The sequence below is a fragment of the Vibrio sp. Isolate34 genome, assembly GCF_022397915.1.
Taxonomy (GTDB): domain Bacteria; phylum Pseudomonadota; class Gammaproteobacteria; order Enterobacterales; family Vibrionaceae; genus Vibrio.
Genome location: NZ_JAKEUO010000008.1, coordinates 74,853 through 89,883, shown reverse-complemented (window position 1 = coordinate 89,883; position 15,031 = coordinate 74,853). Strand labels below are relative to the sequence as shown.

Here is a 15,031-nt window from a genome sequence, read left to right as displayed (position 1 = left end):
CTAACACACGATAAAAAAGCCGAACCCTCTCGATAAAGGTTCGGCTTCTTTCTCCTTGATATGACCAAAAAGGAGGACTAGATATCTAAACAGGACGTGTCTTCACTCCAGTCAAAACAACCTTATCAACAAAGATCACTTCGTGAAAATTAAGGTAACTAGGCTTTGAGCTGCCCTTGAGAAAACCATACTTTTCTAATCCTATTTCTTGATACTTGCTATCGCTCTAGCAAGCCCCAGTAAATGTGTTGAAGTCTTAATCTCTAACTCAGATTGAATCCCCAATAGTGCAATTCCTGCCAATATTTGTTGCGGCCTAACCACTTGGCCTGTTGGCAGCTCCATCCTGTCGTATAACATTTTGAACTGCCCCCAATCTTCACTAATGCTAAGTTCTCTACCTTTGGCCATCCGCATAAGTCTTTTGCATTCAGGAGGTATTGGTTTTCCCTCATCCCAACCTGTGACGGTTCTCACAGTTTTAAAACACAGTTCAGCGACCTCTTCCTTCGTCATTTGGCACTCTAACTCTCGAAAAATGTAATTCTTACTCATTTCGCGATACTTCAATGATAAAACCTCTAAATACAAGAGGTTGCACTGATTTTATAAGATATGCACCATTAAACATAATCAGACATAATACGCAGTGGTATATTATCAATTCTAAGGGCATTGTTATCATCGTTTCTCCTTAAACCGTTACATTTGGTAAGTCAGCTTCTTAAATTCGCCAATATTCTCTATGAGGCCTTTAAGCTAATAATTATATGTCTAGCCAACGTCTATCTCATTCTGAACACAAACTTTATCATCGAGAACATTTGTTCTGAATGTTCTAACTTACGGCGGCTTCTTTTTACACCTATAACTCGCGGTACTGTACGCGAATCTTGTGTACATCGTACATCGCTCTTGGTTTTATTCCAGATTTCACACACGCGACCGTGTTTCTTAGTAACTCCACACGCTGAGTTCTGTTTTGACCTGTCCATCATCCAGTTATATTTTCTAACGAACAATCATTCTGCAGCGTCCAACCTCCAAAGCCGATTCAAATTAATCCTGAACCTCGATAGATGCGTTGAACGCCAACAACAAAAAAGAAACTCTATTTCTAAAACTAATTACTCAGATCAAAAATTGCTTACTGACCCCTTATTACCAACGAACTAAGAAAGCTGGCTACTTCTTCTCACATTGCTAATAAGTACTCGAGAAAACCCAACGTATTCTTTAGCAAGCTTCTATAAAGACTGTGTTAACTACCAAGTTCTATCAACCAACATCACTTGTGATCAGTAGCTTCCTAGTTTTGTTAAGCCTTATTGTTAATGACAAGCCTAATTAAGTAACTCCATTTCGACCTAAGCTTGCGGTCTCAGTTTAAAAAAGTTACAACGCAACACGAATCCTATTCGTACTGTCTAGGCCAACATAGCTTGTCTTACAACTGAGATGCTGACATATCTATTACTAGTAAGTATTTAAAATCAGATATTTAGACAGGTTTCACATTAACTAGTGTCTCTTTTGTTTGTTAACATCTTCTGGAATTAAAAATAACTCATAATCTAAAAGGCTTAATATGAAAATCAGTATGATCGCCCTATCCTTGTTCACCGTTTTTGGTGTCAGCTCACACGCGTTTGCAAGTGACAACGAGAACTCTTCTAGGAAAAATGGTCGTTTTTATGCAGGTGTTGACGTCGGCTTTTATAATGAAACGGAATTAGAATACCGTGGTAGCGCAATTGAAGATTCATCTGATTTATCAGACTTCAGCTATAACTTAGTTGGCGGCTACGAATTCAATACCCACGATGTTGTTAAACTTGGATTGGAGGCCGAGTACCGTAAAATCGGAAAAGTTAACTATAGCGACGTAATGGATGTTGAAGGACAAGCTTTCTTTATAAATATTAAGCCTAAGTTTATTGTTAAAGGTGACGTATTAGATCTGTATGTGTCTCTATTAGCGGGCGTTGGTTCTATGGATATGGAAGCAAAAGCGTTCGGAATGTCAGATTCGGAATCTGAAGCGGCTTATCAGGTTGGCGGTGAGCTTGGTGCGATCATTACAGACCGTATCGATATTCATCTTGGTTACCGAAATGCGCGTGTTGAAATAGACTCCGTCGATGTTTCATCTCAAACGGCTTACATCGGCGCAAGGTACCATTTCTAATCCAGATTCAATTCAAATTAAGCCGTTCTTTTTGAGTTCGGCTTTTAAACATTCACTTTCCCTACTCGATTTCGACTTTATAGAGTAACTTTCTCCACGAATAAAGTTACATTGTATCTTATTCGAAAAATCCAAGAGATTTATTGCCTAGCTCCACACAGCAAAAAAGACTTAAACAGACCACCATTTAGTGTTTAAATTTTGATCTATCAAACAGTTATATGATTAAATTAAGTGATTGGGCAATCAAATGCTATGCATTCAGGCTTCTATTGTGAGTTAAAGTGTTAACATCAAGCAATTTTGTAAACTAGGTGTTTGATATGTTGCCTAAACTTTATAAGTTCAGATCACTCCACGATAGAAACATACAGTCGATATCTGAGTGCTCGTTGTGGTTTGATTACGCTAAAACCTTTAATAACCCTTTTGAGTTCAACCTTCTACCCGACACAAGACTTCAGAATAATTTCAAGGTTATGTGCTTCTCCCAATCGAATAACCATCCAATACTTTGGTCTCAATATGGCGACAACTTCAAAGGTATGTGTATCGAGTATGACCTCAATCACTATAACGGAGAGCTGAACCTCAACTGTTTTGAAGTCCAATATGAAGACGACCCAAGCATATTAAGCTTAGCGTCATTAAATGAATCAAAAACTTCAAAGCGGGGAACGGACATCTTTAAAGTTAAACATTCAAACTGGTGTTATGAAAAGGAATTTCGTTGGGTGTTGTCCGATGAAGAGATCATCGGAAATAAGCTGTATCTAAATAAAGAGTGTTTAAGCGCTGTTATCCTTTCAGAGCACGCCCCTGCAGACAGAAAGCTAAAGGTCTTGATGACATGTCAAAGCCTTGGAATCCCCGTTAAACAGGCTGTCGCGAAGCGAGATTCATATACATTCGAAGTCGTCACCTAGACTAACCTATATAAATCGAAGCACTAAATGTGACAGTGCAACAAAAAAAGAGAGCCACACTTTCAATGTGGGCCCTCTTTGACTACATAGTATTCGTCAATTTGCCGAGCACTCGATCTTGCATTTTTTCGATCGTTGCCAAAGACATTTGAACAGTAGAAAACCAGTAAGGTCGGTGCTTAACGTTGAATAACTCGCTGTTATCTAAAGCTTCGAAAATAGAGAACTTTCTTCCCTGGGCCAGAGCCGCACCATAGATCGTCCTCTCAAGTACAGGAATGTCATTCACTTCCTCAAGAAGTGCTCTCTTAATAAACTGATTACTTGGGCTCCAATCAATAAATTCAACAAGATTTTTAAGTAGCTTAAGTTCTAGCTGTCCTACCATGGACTCAAGAAACTGAGTGTTTGGAAGAATCTCAGCACAAGCATAATATTCATCGTGCTTGTCACTTGCGTCTCGGTATTCGATCATGGTTTTCACCAATGCGTCTTCAAAAGTTGAAGAAAAATGGTTACAAATCAAAAATAAAGGTAGAGATCTCAAAACACCAAGTAGAATCCCTACATTGGGTTCTTTAACCGATGTTTCTTGAAGACGGATTCGTGTTGCATTGGACGTAACGACTAAGTGTTGCCACACCTTTGGCGTGATGTGTTTGATGTTGCCATCGTTCCACTTAATCAATTGCTGGCTCATTAACAGAGGGAATAATAAGCGACAGTTCTCAATGCCAATTTGGCGTGCTGCCACTTTAGGATCGAGAATCACTTTAGACTTCTTGCCGTACTTTTCAGTAAACTCACGGTTAGAAACAAACTCGATTAAACTTGAGCTCAGCGGTCTACTTTTCGCTGATATTTCATGGAGTTTAGAAAAGTTTAAAGACGGTGAATAGGCAACACTAGCGAACTGATTGTAGTCTGGTAATTCTGAAAACAATGAACTGATTAAGGTTCCTTGCAGCTTTTCTAACATTAATGCCGATGCCGCATCGCTGACATCGTCAATCACATATCGCAATGTCTGTTGTTTAGCTGCCACCTTCTCGCGACGTGCATTCACTCGGTCTTGTTCGCAACGTAATAAAATACGTTGATTATGAGAAATACGGTCGGATTCATCAAATATGACGCTATCACAATACCTATTTTCCAAACTTAGTAACGTATCTACTGTCGATTGCGCAAGCTTATATTCTGGTGAGATTAACCATCGATTAAAGCGAGCTTCAACATTGATTGTGACCTTCCTTGAGATCTCAATAACTTCGGGGGAGTAACTTTTATTTGCTAACAACAACCGTAACTTTCCTTTGCCCTAATTGCCTTTTATCGGCATATGCTGCCTTTATAATAAAACTAATATTAATAGAAATTAGAGATTGGTTCACGAAATTGTTTCAATAAAATTGAGGTGATTTAGTTATAGTGCACTAACCCCGTTAATTTGCGATATGGAGACGAATATACTTTTCTGGGAAACTGTATTTGAACTTTCTCTCCTTTGGTAGGTGCTTTTTAGCCTGTTTACAAACCTTACTATCGCCCGATGTTCTCACCCTCTTAATTCTTGTATAGCCTTTAGAGTGCTTCATCTCAATCATTAGATCGCAATAGCCATCGAAATCAACTTTACTCTTGTTGAAGCCTTTCATAACAGTGACTTTGATCTTTTTGGCTACAGGGTTGACCAATGCATCATCAGGAAATGCGAATGGGGATACAAAACACAACAAGAATATTAGATATCTCATACTGTTCTCTCTGTTAGGAAGTGAGAACAGTATGCAGATAGTTAAGGAAAGTGAAGGATTAACTAAGTATGAGGGTTTACCAAGTAAGGCGTATTTCTCAACAATTACGCTTTCTTTGAGCCTTTAGACTTAAAACCATTATGCGGGAACACATTGCGAATACGCTGTTGAACGTTTTTAGGTATGTCTTTGGTAAACTTAAGATTGTAGCCCGAGCGCTTCGCATATACTTTTAACTCACCTTTAAAAGCGTTGTTATGACCAATCTCATGAAGGTTATGCTTGAAGCTCGGTGGTAGATGACCTTTAACTTGCTCGATCGCCCCATCGTTGAATTTTATTTTTAGTACTGGTCTATCAATAACAACTAACCAAAAGACCAACGCTGCACCAATTAAGATTACGTACATCATAATGTCACCATTACAGTTTATGATTATTTATCGTCAGAAAGAAGTTTACTCAGGTCTTCCTTAAGGTTGGTCACTGTCTTGCTGGCTTGTTCACTACGAGATGCTTCGCTAACTAAGTATTCGATAGCATCAGATAGCGTACAACCCAATTCGTTTGCTCTTTGGGAAAGTTTTTCCCATACGCGGTAATCTAGGTCGATTGATTTCTTCTTAGTGTGAACTTGTTCCGCATTGAAGTGACGCTTACGCTTGGCTCTAATGGCCTGTTTAAGCTTGTTATCGAGCTCTGGAGACATGTTGTTCGATATCCACTCAAGAACGCCTGTCGGCTGGTGTTCGAGCTTCAATAAGGCTTGTATAGCAACATCAGCTTCACTTGAATCAATATGGCAGGTGATCGATTCACCTTCTTTCCATTTTTTGACCAGATAGTTCCATTTCCAACCACATTCCAAGTTTTCAAGTTGCTGATATTTCATGTCTAATCTCGATAGTTAACCTTGGTGACAGCGTAACCCATAATGAGCTGTTTAACAATTATTGTCTTGAAAGAATAGACCAATATCATACTTATATTCGCTTAGTGATTAGTAACTACAACATAGAGCTACAAGCGAGATCGGTTTTTCTATATACTCCCTACCACATTATCATAATCAGAAACTTAAATGACTCAAGTAGATTGGCGACATGTTACGCCTCAGTACGAAGAATATAGCGCTCAATTAGAGCAATTCCCTGACATCTCGCCTCTCCCGTTTTCAGACATTCAACATAGATTCAAAGACGCGCTAACACGCTTTGTCCGCTTATCTAACCTTTCGCGTGTTTTACTCGTAAACGCTCCGGACAACTCGATCTATCGTCAAATGATTGTTGAATCTTTAGTCAAAGCTTTAGATGACCACACTCTACCAGTTATAAAAACTGAATCTTTAAATGCTGCTTCTCTGTTTGATCAAGTTCAATCAAAAGATGGCAAAGTGATTGCGACAAAACCTGGCTTGTTGGCTAGAGCAAACAATGGTTATCTGATCGTTTCAGCAAACTTGATCTTGGCAAATCCAGGAAGCTGGTTATTGCTGAAATCTGCGCTTCTTGGTGAGGCCGTAGAACCAATCAACAGCAACCCTGAACACTTGAATCAATCCCCGACGTTACCTCTTACCTACAACATTAAATTGATTGTGGTTGGAGACAGAGCTCAATTAGGTGACCTTGATTATCTAGACAGCGATATTCAAACGGGCTTTTGTCTATTCAGTGAAATAGAGCAAGATGTTAAAATTTCAGAAGAGACTTTAATTCAATACCTTGGATACCTTAAGTGGCTTCAACAGCGTTATGAGCTGCCAAAGATTACGCAACAAGCGCTGACTGGAATTCTCACCGCTGGCGCAAGAGAAACTGAAGATCAAAGCTATATTCCGCTGTGTCCTATTTGGCACAACGCGCTACTAAATGAAGCTTTGATTGAGGCTGACAATGGTGAAATTGACATCCACCATATCCAACAAGCTCAGCAGCACAAATACAACCGTGAATCATACCTCCCAGAACGCGCCCTTGATGATATTCGAGATGGCCAAGTCATTATCGAAACTGAAGGTGAACAAGTTGGTCAAGTTAACGGTCTGACTGTCATCGATGTTCCGGGACACCCGATATCTTATGGTGAGCCAGCTCGAATTTCGTGTGTTATTCACTTTGGTGATGGTGATATTGCCGATGTTGAACGTAAAGCTGAACTTGGCGGTAACCTTCATGCAAAAGGCATGATGATCATGCAAGCATTCGTAAGCAGTGCACTGAATCTTGAAGATCCCCTGCCGTATGCCGCTTCAGTGGTGTTTGAACAATCATACTGCGAAGTCGATGGCGATAGTGCTTCTCTTGCGGAGCTGTGTTCTCTGGTGAGCGCTTTGTCTGAATACCCGATTAACCAACAAATTGCCGTTACAGGTGCCGTTGATCAATTTGGTCGAGTACAAGCCGTTGGTGGACTTAACGAGAAAATCGAAGGCTTCTATCATGTATGTAAGCACCAAGGCTTAACAGGCGAACAAGGTGTGATCCTTCCAAAATCGAACCTTAAGCATCTTGCGTTAAAGCCTGACCTGATTGAAAGCATCAAAAATGAAGAATTTCACATTTGGTCTGTGTCTAATGTAGATGAAGCTATTCCTCTGATTATGAACAAGCCATTTAGAGACGACGAACAAGAAAGCGTTCTGAGTAAAATCGCGGAACGTATTGAAAACTTTGAAAGACATGAGCACCCTATTGGAATTGTTGGACGCATTAAAAACTGGTTTGTCTAGTACTGATCGGACTTGTTTAGCGTACACCTGTTCACTAAAATGCACCTATCAAAAATCGGAGTAATTGATAATGCAAAACAAACGTGATTCTTACACTCGCGAAGAGCTTCTAGCATCAAGCCAAGGCGAATTATGGCCAGAAGGTCCTCAACTACCAGCACCGAACATGTTGATGATGGATCGCATCACTAAAATGTCTGAGACTGAAGGTGATTTCGGTAAAGGTTTGATTCTTGCTGAACTGGATATTACTCCTGACCTATGGTTCTTCGACTGTCACTTCCCTGGTGACCCTGTAATGCCTGGTTGTCTAGGGCTTGATGCAATGTGGCAGCTCGTTGGCTTCTACCTTGGTTGGGTTGGCGGCAAAGGTAAAGGCCGTGCTTTAGGCGTAGGCGAAGTGAAATTCACAGGCCAAATTCTACCTACTGCGAAAAAAGTGACTTACGAAATTCACATGAAGCGCGTTGTTAACCGTCGCCTAGTTATGGGCCTTGCGGATGGTCGCGTACTGGTTGATGGTAAAGAGATCTATGTTGCTAAAGATTTGAAAGTTGGCCTTTTCCAAGATACGTCAGCATTCTAATTAAATATAAGATTTTTAATAAAGCAGCCCATGGCTGCTTTATTTTTACCTCAATATATTTAGTTATAGTGCGTTAAGGCACATTGCCATTTTAGTAATGGAATTAATGTCAGTCCACCAGCTATATCTACTTAGTGAACTCACTAAGAGCGATCAGACCGTCTCCAGCACATATCGGCTCTAATTACCTTTTTGTCTCTCAGAAACTAACAAGGCTCCAATTGTTGCAATCAACAATGGAGCCCTGACCTTGAATTCGTTGCGCCCTATCTATTTATAGAGACCTGCATTTCTATCATCTTTGGCATCTCGCCAACCACCTAACCAATAAGACCGAGAATCCATTTGGCTATATGGGCAAGCTTCTTGCGACCTACCATTTAAACCAGCTTTGTAACCTTGAGATTGTGCTCGTTCTAGTCGATCACGCTTTTGTCTCTTCATAGTGCAGTCCTCATACGGGTGTTTCATTTACTAACATACAATGATTACAACTTCGCGGAGTTTTTGTGACTCCAACTTTAAGAATCGATCAGATTTTCACTTTTCTCAAGGTGAAAAAAAGCCCGAGTTCAGAATTGTGAACTCGGGCTCAAGAGATAAAATTATTTAAATTTTCTGCGGAACCCTAACAGACCAAGCACAGTCAAAGTTAACCAACCTAGGCTACCACCTTGGCGATCAACTTTTTCTGAATCGGCACTACGAGCTTGGATATCAGCTTTAGTAGCACCAGCAATTGGAACCAGTTTAACGGCTACCACCTCTTCTACCGCGTTAGACGCAGCGCCACCACAGTATGAGTTGTGAGAAGTTGTGTCATATGCTTGTGCCTTGCCACCAACCGTACACTTAATTGCGGTTGCAGAGATTACACCAGCATCATTAATATCTGTCGCATCAATAACACGGAAATAGTTGTTAGCATCAGAGTAATCTTGCCCATCTACGTTTGCACCATTTGTTAGATCATCTAGCCACCAAGCCTGACCATTAAAGATGTCTACACGACGAGCTTCAGTTGATGAAGATACGTTATAAGGATATATAAAGCCTCTGTGTCTTCTTTCACTACCATCAACCTCACGAGTGGTTTCTGCATCTATTTGGCCAACAAACTCATTAAAGTTGTTAACTGCTTTAGCTTCACCGCTCGAACCGCCGAAGAAGATACCACCAGACAAATACGTTGCTGTCGGGTTTTTAGCATCAGTTACAACAAAAATCTTGTTACCCGCACTACCACTTTCTGGCACATAACCATTACGCTTAGAATAACCAACAGCAAACAAATTCTGGTTAATATCAGTCGCAACGGAGTTACTGTATCTAGCATCGTCATTCGATGAACCAGATTTTACCTCTGCACCGCTAATCTGTGTAGTCGTCCATGTTGCACTAGTAAGGTCTAGAGAGTCACTCACAAAAATACTGGCATTCATGTCTTGTCGATCACCACTACCATCAGCCGTATTATAGCCAACACCATAGAAAACAGAGTTTGATTCAACGATTGAGCGCATACTGCCTTGAGCAAAATAATCGCCTTGTTGGGCATTACCACTTCTGATCCAATCAATTTCTTTTGTTGTTGTACCATCCCAAATTGCCGCTTTAGAAGCAAACGCCTTATCTGGTTCAGAAGTGTCAGTCGGATCAAACTCTTCAGAGACACTACCTACATTGTAAACGGTACCATTGCTTGCCGTTATCGCTTTCCAAGCACGAGTTTCTGAAGCTCCAGTTGGCGCCGCTGTCGTCGTAAACAATGCATTATTGCGAATATCATCTTTGGATTTGATCCCCACAGGTTGGGCATTCTCATCTAAAGAATTGATTACCGTATTGCGAGTTTCAAAAGTATCCCCACCTTCAACAAACGCTTTCGCATTTACATGAGTAAGATCATTTCTTTCCTTGCTCCAAGTGTCGTTCCAACGATTTTGAGCCCAACTCTCACATGTAGAGTATCTTAGTTCTCGGTAGCAATAGTTTTCGAAATCATCAAACTCTTGGATGTATTGAAATGGAGCATCCATAGCGAAAGGCACTTCTTCGCGGTAGCTTACCGCTTCAACCGTATTGCGAGTTTCACCAGCAAGTTTGAATGTAGTGTCAGCACAGTTTGTTGCAGCTGAGTCAAAACACCCTAGTGCAAGGTCATCCGTTCCGTCGGTAGCACTACCAGGCTGGATCGCTACGCCAAAAATCTCAGATGCACCGGTAATCGAAGGAGTGACTTCAACTACCTTGTAAAGTGCAGCGTTGGCATTAGTTGCAGCCAAAACTAGGGCTGCAACTGTTGTTAATTTAAATTTAGTACAAGTCATTATTACTTCTTAACTTTCCTGTTGTAGCGCCTCGAGCTCTTCCCAGCGCTCAAAAGCAACTTCAAGCTCCTGCTCTGCTGCAGATAGCTTATCTAAAACTGGTTGTGTCTGCTCTACAGATTTTGAAAAGAAGCTAGGATCGTTGACTTCTTCCTGAAGAGTTTCAATTTGAGTTTCCAATTCTTCCAAACGCATTGGTAGCGCTTCTAGTTCTCGTTGTAGCTTATACGATAACTTCTTAGGTTTAGCCTTAACTGGCGCAGTTTTGGGAGTTTCCTCAACTACTTTCTCAGGCTTTGATGGCTTTTCAACCTGTCGGTACTCTAATGCCTGCTTTCTTTGCTGCTGAGCATCATGGTAACCACCAACAAATTCTTCGATAACACCATTACCTTCGAAAATCCAACTTGTCATCACTGTGTTATCAACAAACTGACGGTCGTGGCTCACTAAAAGAAGCGTACCCTGATAGTTGGCAAGCAAATCTTCTAAAAGTTCCAAAGTTTCGATATCTAGATCGTTGGTTGGCTCATCGAGAATCAACAAGTTGTTCGATTTTAGGAAGATACGAGCTAATAACAGACGGTTTTTCTCACCACCAGATAGCGCTTTTACAGGCGTGCGAGCACGTTTAGGCGAGAATAAGAAATCTTGAAGATAGCTTAGTGCATGGCGCTCACGGCCGCCGACAGTCACTTCTTGCTTACCATCAGCAAGGTTATCAATCACCGACTTCTCTGGGTCTAGGATTTCACGGTATTGATCGAAGTAAGCGACTTCAAGCTTAGTACCACAATGTAGACGACCTGAGTCTGGCTTAAGTTGATCAAGCAACAGTTTAAGTACCGTACTCTTACCACAGCCATTCGGGCCAATCAGAGCAATACGATCGCCACGCATGATGTTAAAGCTGAAGTCTTTAACAATCTCTTTGCCTTCAAAACCAAAGTTAAGATTTTCAGCTTCGAATACAATCTTGCCAGAACGCTGACCATCATCGATTTGGATAACGGCTTTACCCTGCACTTCACGACGGTTCAAACGTTCTTCACGTAGCTTCTTAAGCGCACGAACGCGGCCTTCGTTACGAGTACGACGAGCTTTAATGCCCTGACGAATCCAAACTTCCTCTTGAGCAAGCTTCTTATCGAATTCGGCGTTTTGCATTTCTTCAACACGAAGCGCTTCTTCTTTCTCAACAAGATAGTTTTCGTAATCACCCGGGAAAGAACTCAATTTACCGCGATCAAGATCAACAATACGCGTAGCCATCGACTTAATGAACGCACGGTCATGCGAGATAAAGATGATTGAACCGCGGAAGTCTTTCAGGAAGCCCTCTAGCCATTCAATGGTCGCAACATCCAAGTGGTTAGTCGGTTCGTCGAGCAGAAGCACGTCAGGGTCACATACAAGTGCACGAGCAAGTGCTGCTTTACGTTGCCAACCACCAGACAAATCTGTCAGCTTGGTTTCAGCGGTCAGCTTAAGTGCCGCCAATACATTACTTACACGATCTTCAAAACGCCATGCATTAGCATGATCCAGTTGTTCTTGAACGCGAGTAAGGCGGTTTAGATTCTTTTCACTTGGGTCTGTCGCGATGAGATCCAGAAGATCATGATAGATCTTCAGCTGTTCGCCGATTTCAGCAAGGCCACCAGCAACATAGTCATAAACTGTACCTTGCTCATTACGCGGTGGATCTTGTTCCAGACGAGACACAACCACATCTTGCGTGATTTGCATCTTGCCGTCGTCCATGATGATGTTCCCAGATAGGATTTTCATCAGTGTCGACTTACCAGCGCCATTGCGCCCTACTAAACACACACGTTCGTTTTCTTGCAGCGCGAAGTCCGCACGATCTAATAATGGGTGATCGCCAAACGCTAATTGCCCATTATGAATTGTAAGTAATGCCATTCTTCTTTAACCAATCATTAAGTTCTAACAAGCCAAATGGCCAGTTAAGCTCTGAGCTTTGAGAAAGATCAGAGCTTTCAAATTTGAGCACCGGAATAGTGACCCCGTAACGGGAAAAGAGCTCATCATCGAATGCAATGTCGACAACGTTGACGTGATGGCTAATATTTAACTGTTCCGTGAGTTGGAATGCCATCTCACATAGATGGCACCCTTCTGTACTGTAGAGAGTCAGCACTATATATCCTTATACAATCTCTTAACTACTTGTGAGTAATCAACCAGCAGTTATGAATGTGCTTATTGCGAGAGAAGTCCAATGGAAGCGTCTTAGCAGAGATGTTCTGAGCCTTAAGACCTAATTCATCCAGAGCTTCCAAGTCCATTTTGAAGTGACGCTTGTTGTTAGAGAACACAATCGTGCCTTCTTCACGAAGAAGACGCTTAAGGTTTTCCATCAATTGAATGTGATCACGCTGAACATCAAAAGATTGATCCATACGCTTAGAGTTTGAGAACGTAGGTGGATCAATAAAGATCAGGTCGTAAGAACCCTGCTCTTTAACCAACCACTGTAAGCAATCAGCTTGCACAAATTGATGTTGACGACCAACACGGCCATTAAGCTCCATGTTCTCTTTCGCCCACTCTAGGTAGGTATTAGACATATCAACAGTAGTTGTAGAACGAGCGCCACCTACTGCAGCATGAACAGATGCACTACCGGTGTAAGCAAACAAGTTTAGGAAATCTTTACCTGCGGCCATCTCACCGATGCGACGACGAGTGATTTTATGATCTAAGAACAAGCCAGTATCTAGGTAGTCGTGAAGGTTAACAATCAGCTTCACGCCGTATTCGTTCACTTCTAGGTTCGATGAGTCTTGAGCCAGTTTCTGGTATTGAGAGCGACCCTTCTGCTTCTGACGCACTTTAAGCACAACGTTGTTTGCTTCAACGCCTGTTACTTGAATAGAAGCACGGATGATATCGGTTAAGCGACGTTTTGCCTTCTCTTCCGGTACATCTTTAGGCGCTGCATATTCTTGAATCACAAGGTGACCTGGGTATACATCAATCGCTACATTGTATTCAGGTAAGTCAGCATCGTAGATACGGTAACAATCTAATTGCTCTTTCTTAGCCCACTTGCCAATTTTACCGATGTTCTTTTTAAGACGGTTCGCGAAATCAGGTGCAATTAGTTGTTCTTGCTCGCCGGTTGGACGCTCTGACATCGGACGATCTGAAATTGAGTAGTTCTTTTGGTGACACGGTAACGCACCGTTGTTCAACTTGAACTGTTTGTCTGCACGCATGCGTAAGCAGCTTAGTAGCTCGTCAGAGCTAGAGAAGATAGATGCGTTACAGCCACCAAATTCCGCTTTAAGCTGCGCACCGAATGCGGTGTAAAGTGCGATTAGGCCAGGCTCTGTACCCAGACGCTCACCATAAGGTGGGTTAGAAACAATCACACCATCAGTAAATTCCGTAGGGCGTTTAAGTTTTGCTGCATCACCTACTTCGAATTCAATCAGATCTTCTACACCAGCACGACGAGCATTGTCGCGCGCTGTTTTGATCATGCGCTCATCGTTGTCGTAACCATAGAACTTACATTCTACTTTCTTAACGCCACGACGGCCTTGAACATTCGCTTCAGCTTTAACTTCAGCCCAAAGCTCAGGTTCGAAATCTTCTAGTGATTCAAAACACCATTTCTGACGTTTAACACCCGGTGCTAGGTTTGCAGCCATCATTGCAGCTTCAATCACTAACGTACCAGAACCACACATAGGGTCTAAGAAAGGTTTCGTTGCATCCCAACCACTACGAAGAAGGATTGCAGCAGCTAGTGTTTCACGCAACGGAGCACGACCTGATTCTGGACGGTAACCACGTTGGTGAAGACCGCTGCCCACCATATCAACACCAAGAATCGCTTTATCACGGTGTAGACGAACGTGAATACGAACATCTGGGTTCTCTTTGCTGATAGAAGGACGTGGTAAAGACTTCTTCTCGAAGCAATCAACAACGGCATCTTTTACTTTCATCGCACCGTATTGGCTGTTGCGGATTTCGTTGTTCGTACCATTGAAGTCAACAACAAAACGTTTAGAGCTATGGAATTGATTTACCCAGTTAACCGCAGTGGTTGAAAGGTACAAATCCATGTCGTCCATACAAGTGAATTCAGAAAGGACACGTACAAATCGAGAAGCCAAACGGCTCCACAAACAACAACGATAAATTTGCTCATTGGTCGCTTTGAATTTAACACCTGCTTGAACAGGTTTTGCGTTTGTAATCCCTAGTTGGGTTAGTTCTTCAACTAATAAATTCTCAAGGCCGTTTGAGGTAACCGCTAGATATTGATTCATAGTGTTCTTTTATTGATAAAAATGAGCTCGATTATACCTGAATTTGTAACTAGAGCATCACACTAAACGCGTCTTTTCATTGAATCTTTCGACTAACTGGCTAGCAAATGCACAGTCTTGAAGCGATCGCTTACCCACATCCCCTTAGAACACAAGACCTATCAAACCAACTCCATTTCTGACCACTTCTTAACCAAAGA

14 protein-coding genes are annotated in these 15,031 nt (G+C 41.7%); 4 read left to right on the top strand and 10 right to left on the bottom strand.

Going from position 1 to position 15,031, the window contains the following annotated elements; translation table 11 throughout:
* Positions 1-201: 201 nt before the first annotated feature.
* Positions 202-570: a regulator gene (locus tag L1D22_RS10800; RefSeq protein ID WP_239829765.1), complete on the bottom strand. Its 369-nt coding sequence runs from the start codon at positions 568-570 to the stop codon at positions 202-204.
* Positions 571-1,588: 1,018 nt separating this feature from the next.
* Between L1D22_RS10800 and L1D22_RS10795 the strand changes: the two genes are divergently transcribed.
* Entirely contained in the window at positions 1,589-2,188 is a 600-nt protein-coding gene (locus L1D22_RS10795) for a porin family protein (protein WP_239829764.1), read from the top strand.
* Positions 2,189-2,511: 323 nt separating this feature from the next.
* Positions 2,512-3,114 carry a DUF2971 domain-containing protein gene (locus L1D22_RS10790; protein WP_345772806.1) on the top strand — a complete coding sequence of 201 codons (603 nt, stop codon included), beginning with the start codon at positions 2,512-2,514 and terminating at the stop codon, positions 3,112-3,114.
* A gap of 82 nt (positions 3,115-3,196) precedes the next feature.
* Here L1D22_RS10790 and L1D22_RS10785 read toward each other — a convergent pair whose 3' ends face one another.
* From L1D22_RS10785 to matP, 4 genes are all read right to left on the bottom strand, one after another.
* A complete protein-coding gene (locus L1D22_RS10785; RefSeq protein ID WP_239829762.1) occupies positions 3,197-4,417 on the bottom strand; it encodes a hypothetical protein in 1,221 nt (406 codons plus the stop codon).
* 142 nt (positions 4,418-4,559) lie between these two features.
* Entirely contained in the window at positions 4,560-4,871 is a 312-nt protein-coding gene (locus tag L1D22_RS10780) for a hypothetical protein (RefSeq protein WP_146489727.1), read from the bottom strand.
* A gap of 104 nt (positions 4,872-4,975) precedes the next feature.
* Positions 4,976-5,284, bottom strand: coding sequence for a DUF3634 family protein (locus tag L1D22_RS10775; RefSeq protein ID WP_239829761.1), 309 nt, complete (start codon positions 5,282-5,284; stop codon positions 4,976-4,978).
* Positions 5,285-5,307: 23 nt separating this feature from the next.
* Complete coding sequence (gene matP, locus L1D22_RS10770; protein ID WP_239829760.1) at positions 5,308-5,763, bottom strand: macrodomain Ter protein MatP; 456 nt, start codon at positions 5,761-5,763, stop codon at positions 5,308-5,310.
* Positions 5,764-5,952: 189 nt separating this feature from the next.
* Here matP and L1D22_RS10765 point away from each other — a divergent pair, with 189 nt between their 5' ends.
* Together L1D22_RS10765 and fabA are read left to right on the top strand one after the other, a co-directional pair.
* Positions 5,953-7,605, top strand: coding sequence for a Lon protease family protein (locus L1D22_RS10765; RefSeq protein WP_239829759.1), 1,653 nt, complete (start codon positions 5,953-5,955; stop codon positions 7,603-7,605).
* 70 nt (positions 7,606-7,675) lie between these two features.
* Positions 7,676-8,191, top strand: coding sequence for a bifunctional 3-hydroxydecanoyl-ACP dehydratase/trans-2-decenoyl-ACP isomerase (fabA, locus tag L1D22_RS10760; RefSeq protein WP_029223508.1), 516 nt, complete (start codon positions 7,676-7,678; stop codon positions 8,189-8,191).
* A gap of 270 nt (positions 8,192-8,461) precedes the next feature.
* On the opposite strand, the gene rmf is transcribed toward fabA, so the two are convergent.
* From rmf to rlmKL, 5 genes are all read right to left on the bottom strand, one after another.
* Positions 8,462-8,635 carry a ribosome modulation factor gene (gene rmf / locus L1D22_RS10755; RefSeq protein WP_010440780.1) on the bottom strand — a complete coding sequence of 58 codons (174 nt, stop codon included), beginning with the start codon at positions 8,633-8,635 and terminating at the stop codon, positions 8,462-8,464.
* Positions 8,636-8,796: 161 nt separating this feature from the next.
* Entirely contained in the window at positions 8,797-10,521 is a 1,725-nt protein-coding gene (locus tag L1D22_RS10750; RefSeq protein WP_239829758.1) for a DUF3466 family protein, read from the bottom strand.
* A gap of 9 nt (positions 10,522-10,530) precedes the next feature.
* Positions 10,531-12,447 carry an ABC transporter ATP-binding protein gene (locus L1D22_RS10745; RefSeq protein WP_176681145.1) on the bottom strand — a complete coding sequence of 639 codons (1,917 nt, stop codon included), beginning with the start codon at positions 12,445-12,447 and terminating at the stop codon, positions 10,531-10,533.
* The gene (locus L1D22_RS10740) at positions 12,425-12,685 is read right to left on the bottom strand and encodes a glutaredoxin family protein (RefSeq protein ID WP_019823251.1); all 261 of its coding nucleotides are present in this window, start codon (positions 12,683-12,685) and stop codon (positions 12,425-12,427) included. Before L1D22_RS10740 ends, L1D22_RS10745 begins: the two co-directional genes overlap by 23 nt.
* Positions 12,686-12,710: 25 nt before the next feature.
* Entirely contained in the window at positions 12,711-14,831 is a 2,121-nt protein-coding gene (gene rlmKL / locus L1D22_RS10735) for a bifunctional 23S rRNA (guanine(2069)-N(7))-methyltransferase RlmK/23S rRNA (guanine(2445)-N(2))-methyltransferase RlmL (RefSeq protein WP_239829757.1), read from the bottom strand.
* Positions 14,832-15,031: the final 200 nt, after the last annotated feature.

Excerpts from the sequence above, each read along its gene's own strand:
- L1D22_RS10795 (WP_239829764.1), top strand. The coding sequence starts at position 1,589 with ATGAAAATCAGTATGATCGCCCTATCCTTGTTCACCGTTTTTGGTGTC.
- L1D22_RS10790 (WP_345772806.1), top strand. The coding sequence starts at position 2,512 with ATGTTGCCTAAACTTTATAAGTTCAGATCACTCCACGATAGAAACATA.
- L1D22_RS10780 (WP_146489727.1), bottom strand. The coding sequence starts at position 4,871 with ATGAGATATCTAATATTCTTGTTGTGTTTTGTATCCCCATTCGCATTT.
- L1D22_RS10775 (WP_239829761.1), bottom strand. The coding sequence starts at position 5,284 with ATGATGTACGTAATCTTAATTGGTGCAGCGTTGGTCTTTTGGTTAGTT.
- matP (WP_239829760.1), bottom strand. The coding sequence starts at position 5,763 with ATGAAATATCAGCAACTTGAAAACTTGGAATGTGGTTGGAAATGGAAC.
- L1D22_RS10765 (WP_239829759.1), top strand. The coding sequence starts at position 5,953 with ATGACTCAAGTAGATTGGCGACATGTTACGCCTCAGTACGAAGAATAT.
- fabA (WP_029223508.1), top strand. The coding sequence starts at position 7,676 with ATGCAAAACAAACGTGATTCTTACACTCGCGAAGAGCTTCTAGCATCA.
- rmf (WP_010440780.1), bottom strand. The coding sequence starts at position 8,635 with ATGAAGAGACAAAAGCGTGATCGACTAGAACGAGCACAATCTCAAGGT.
- L1D22_RS10750 (WP_239829758.1), bottom strand. The coding sequence starts at position 10,521 with ATGACTTGTACTAAATTTAAATTAACAACAGTTGCAGCCCTAGTTTTG.
- L1D22_RS10745 (WP_176681145.1), bottom strand. The coding sequence starts at position 12,447 with ATGGCATTACTTACAATTCATAATGGGCAATTAGCGTTTGGCGATCAC.
- rlmKL (WP_239829757.1), bottom strand. The coding sequence starts at position 14,831 with ATGAATCAATATCTAGCGGTTACCTCAAACGGCCTTGAGAATTTATTA.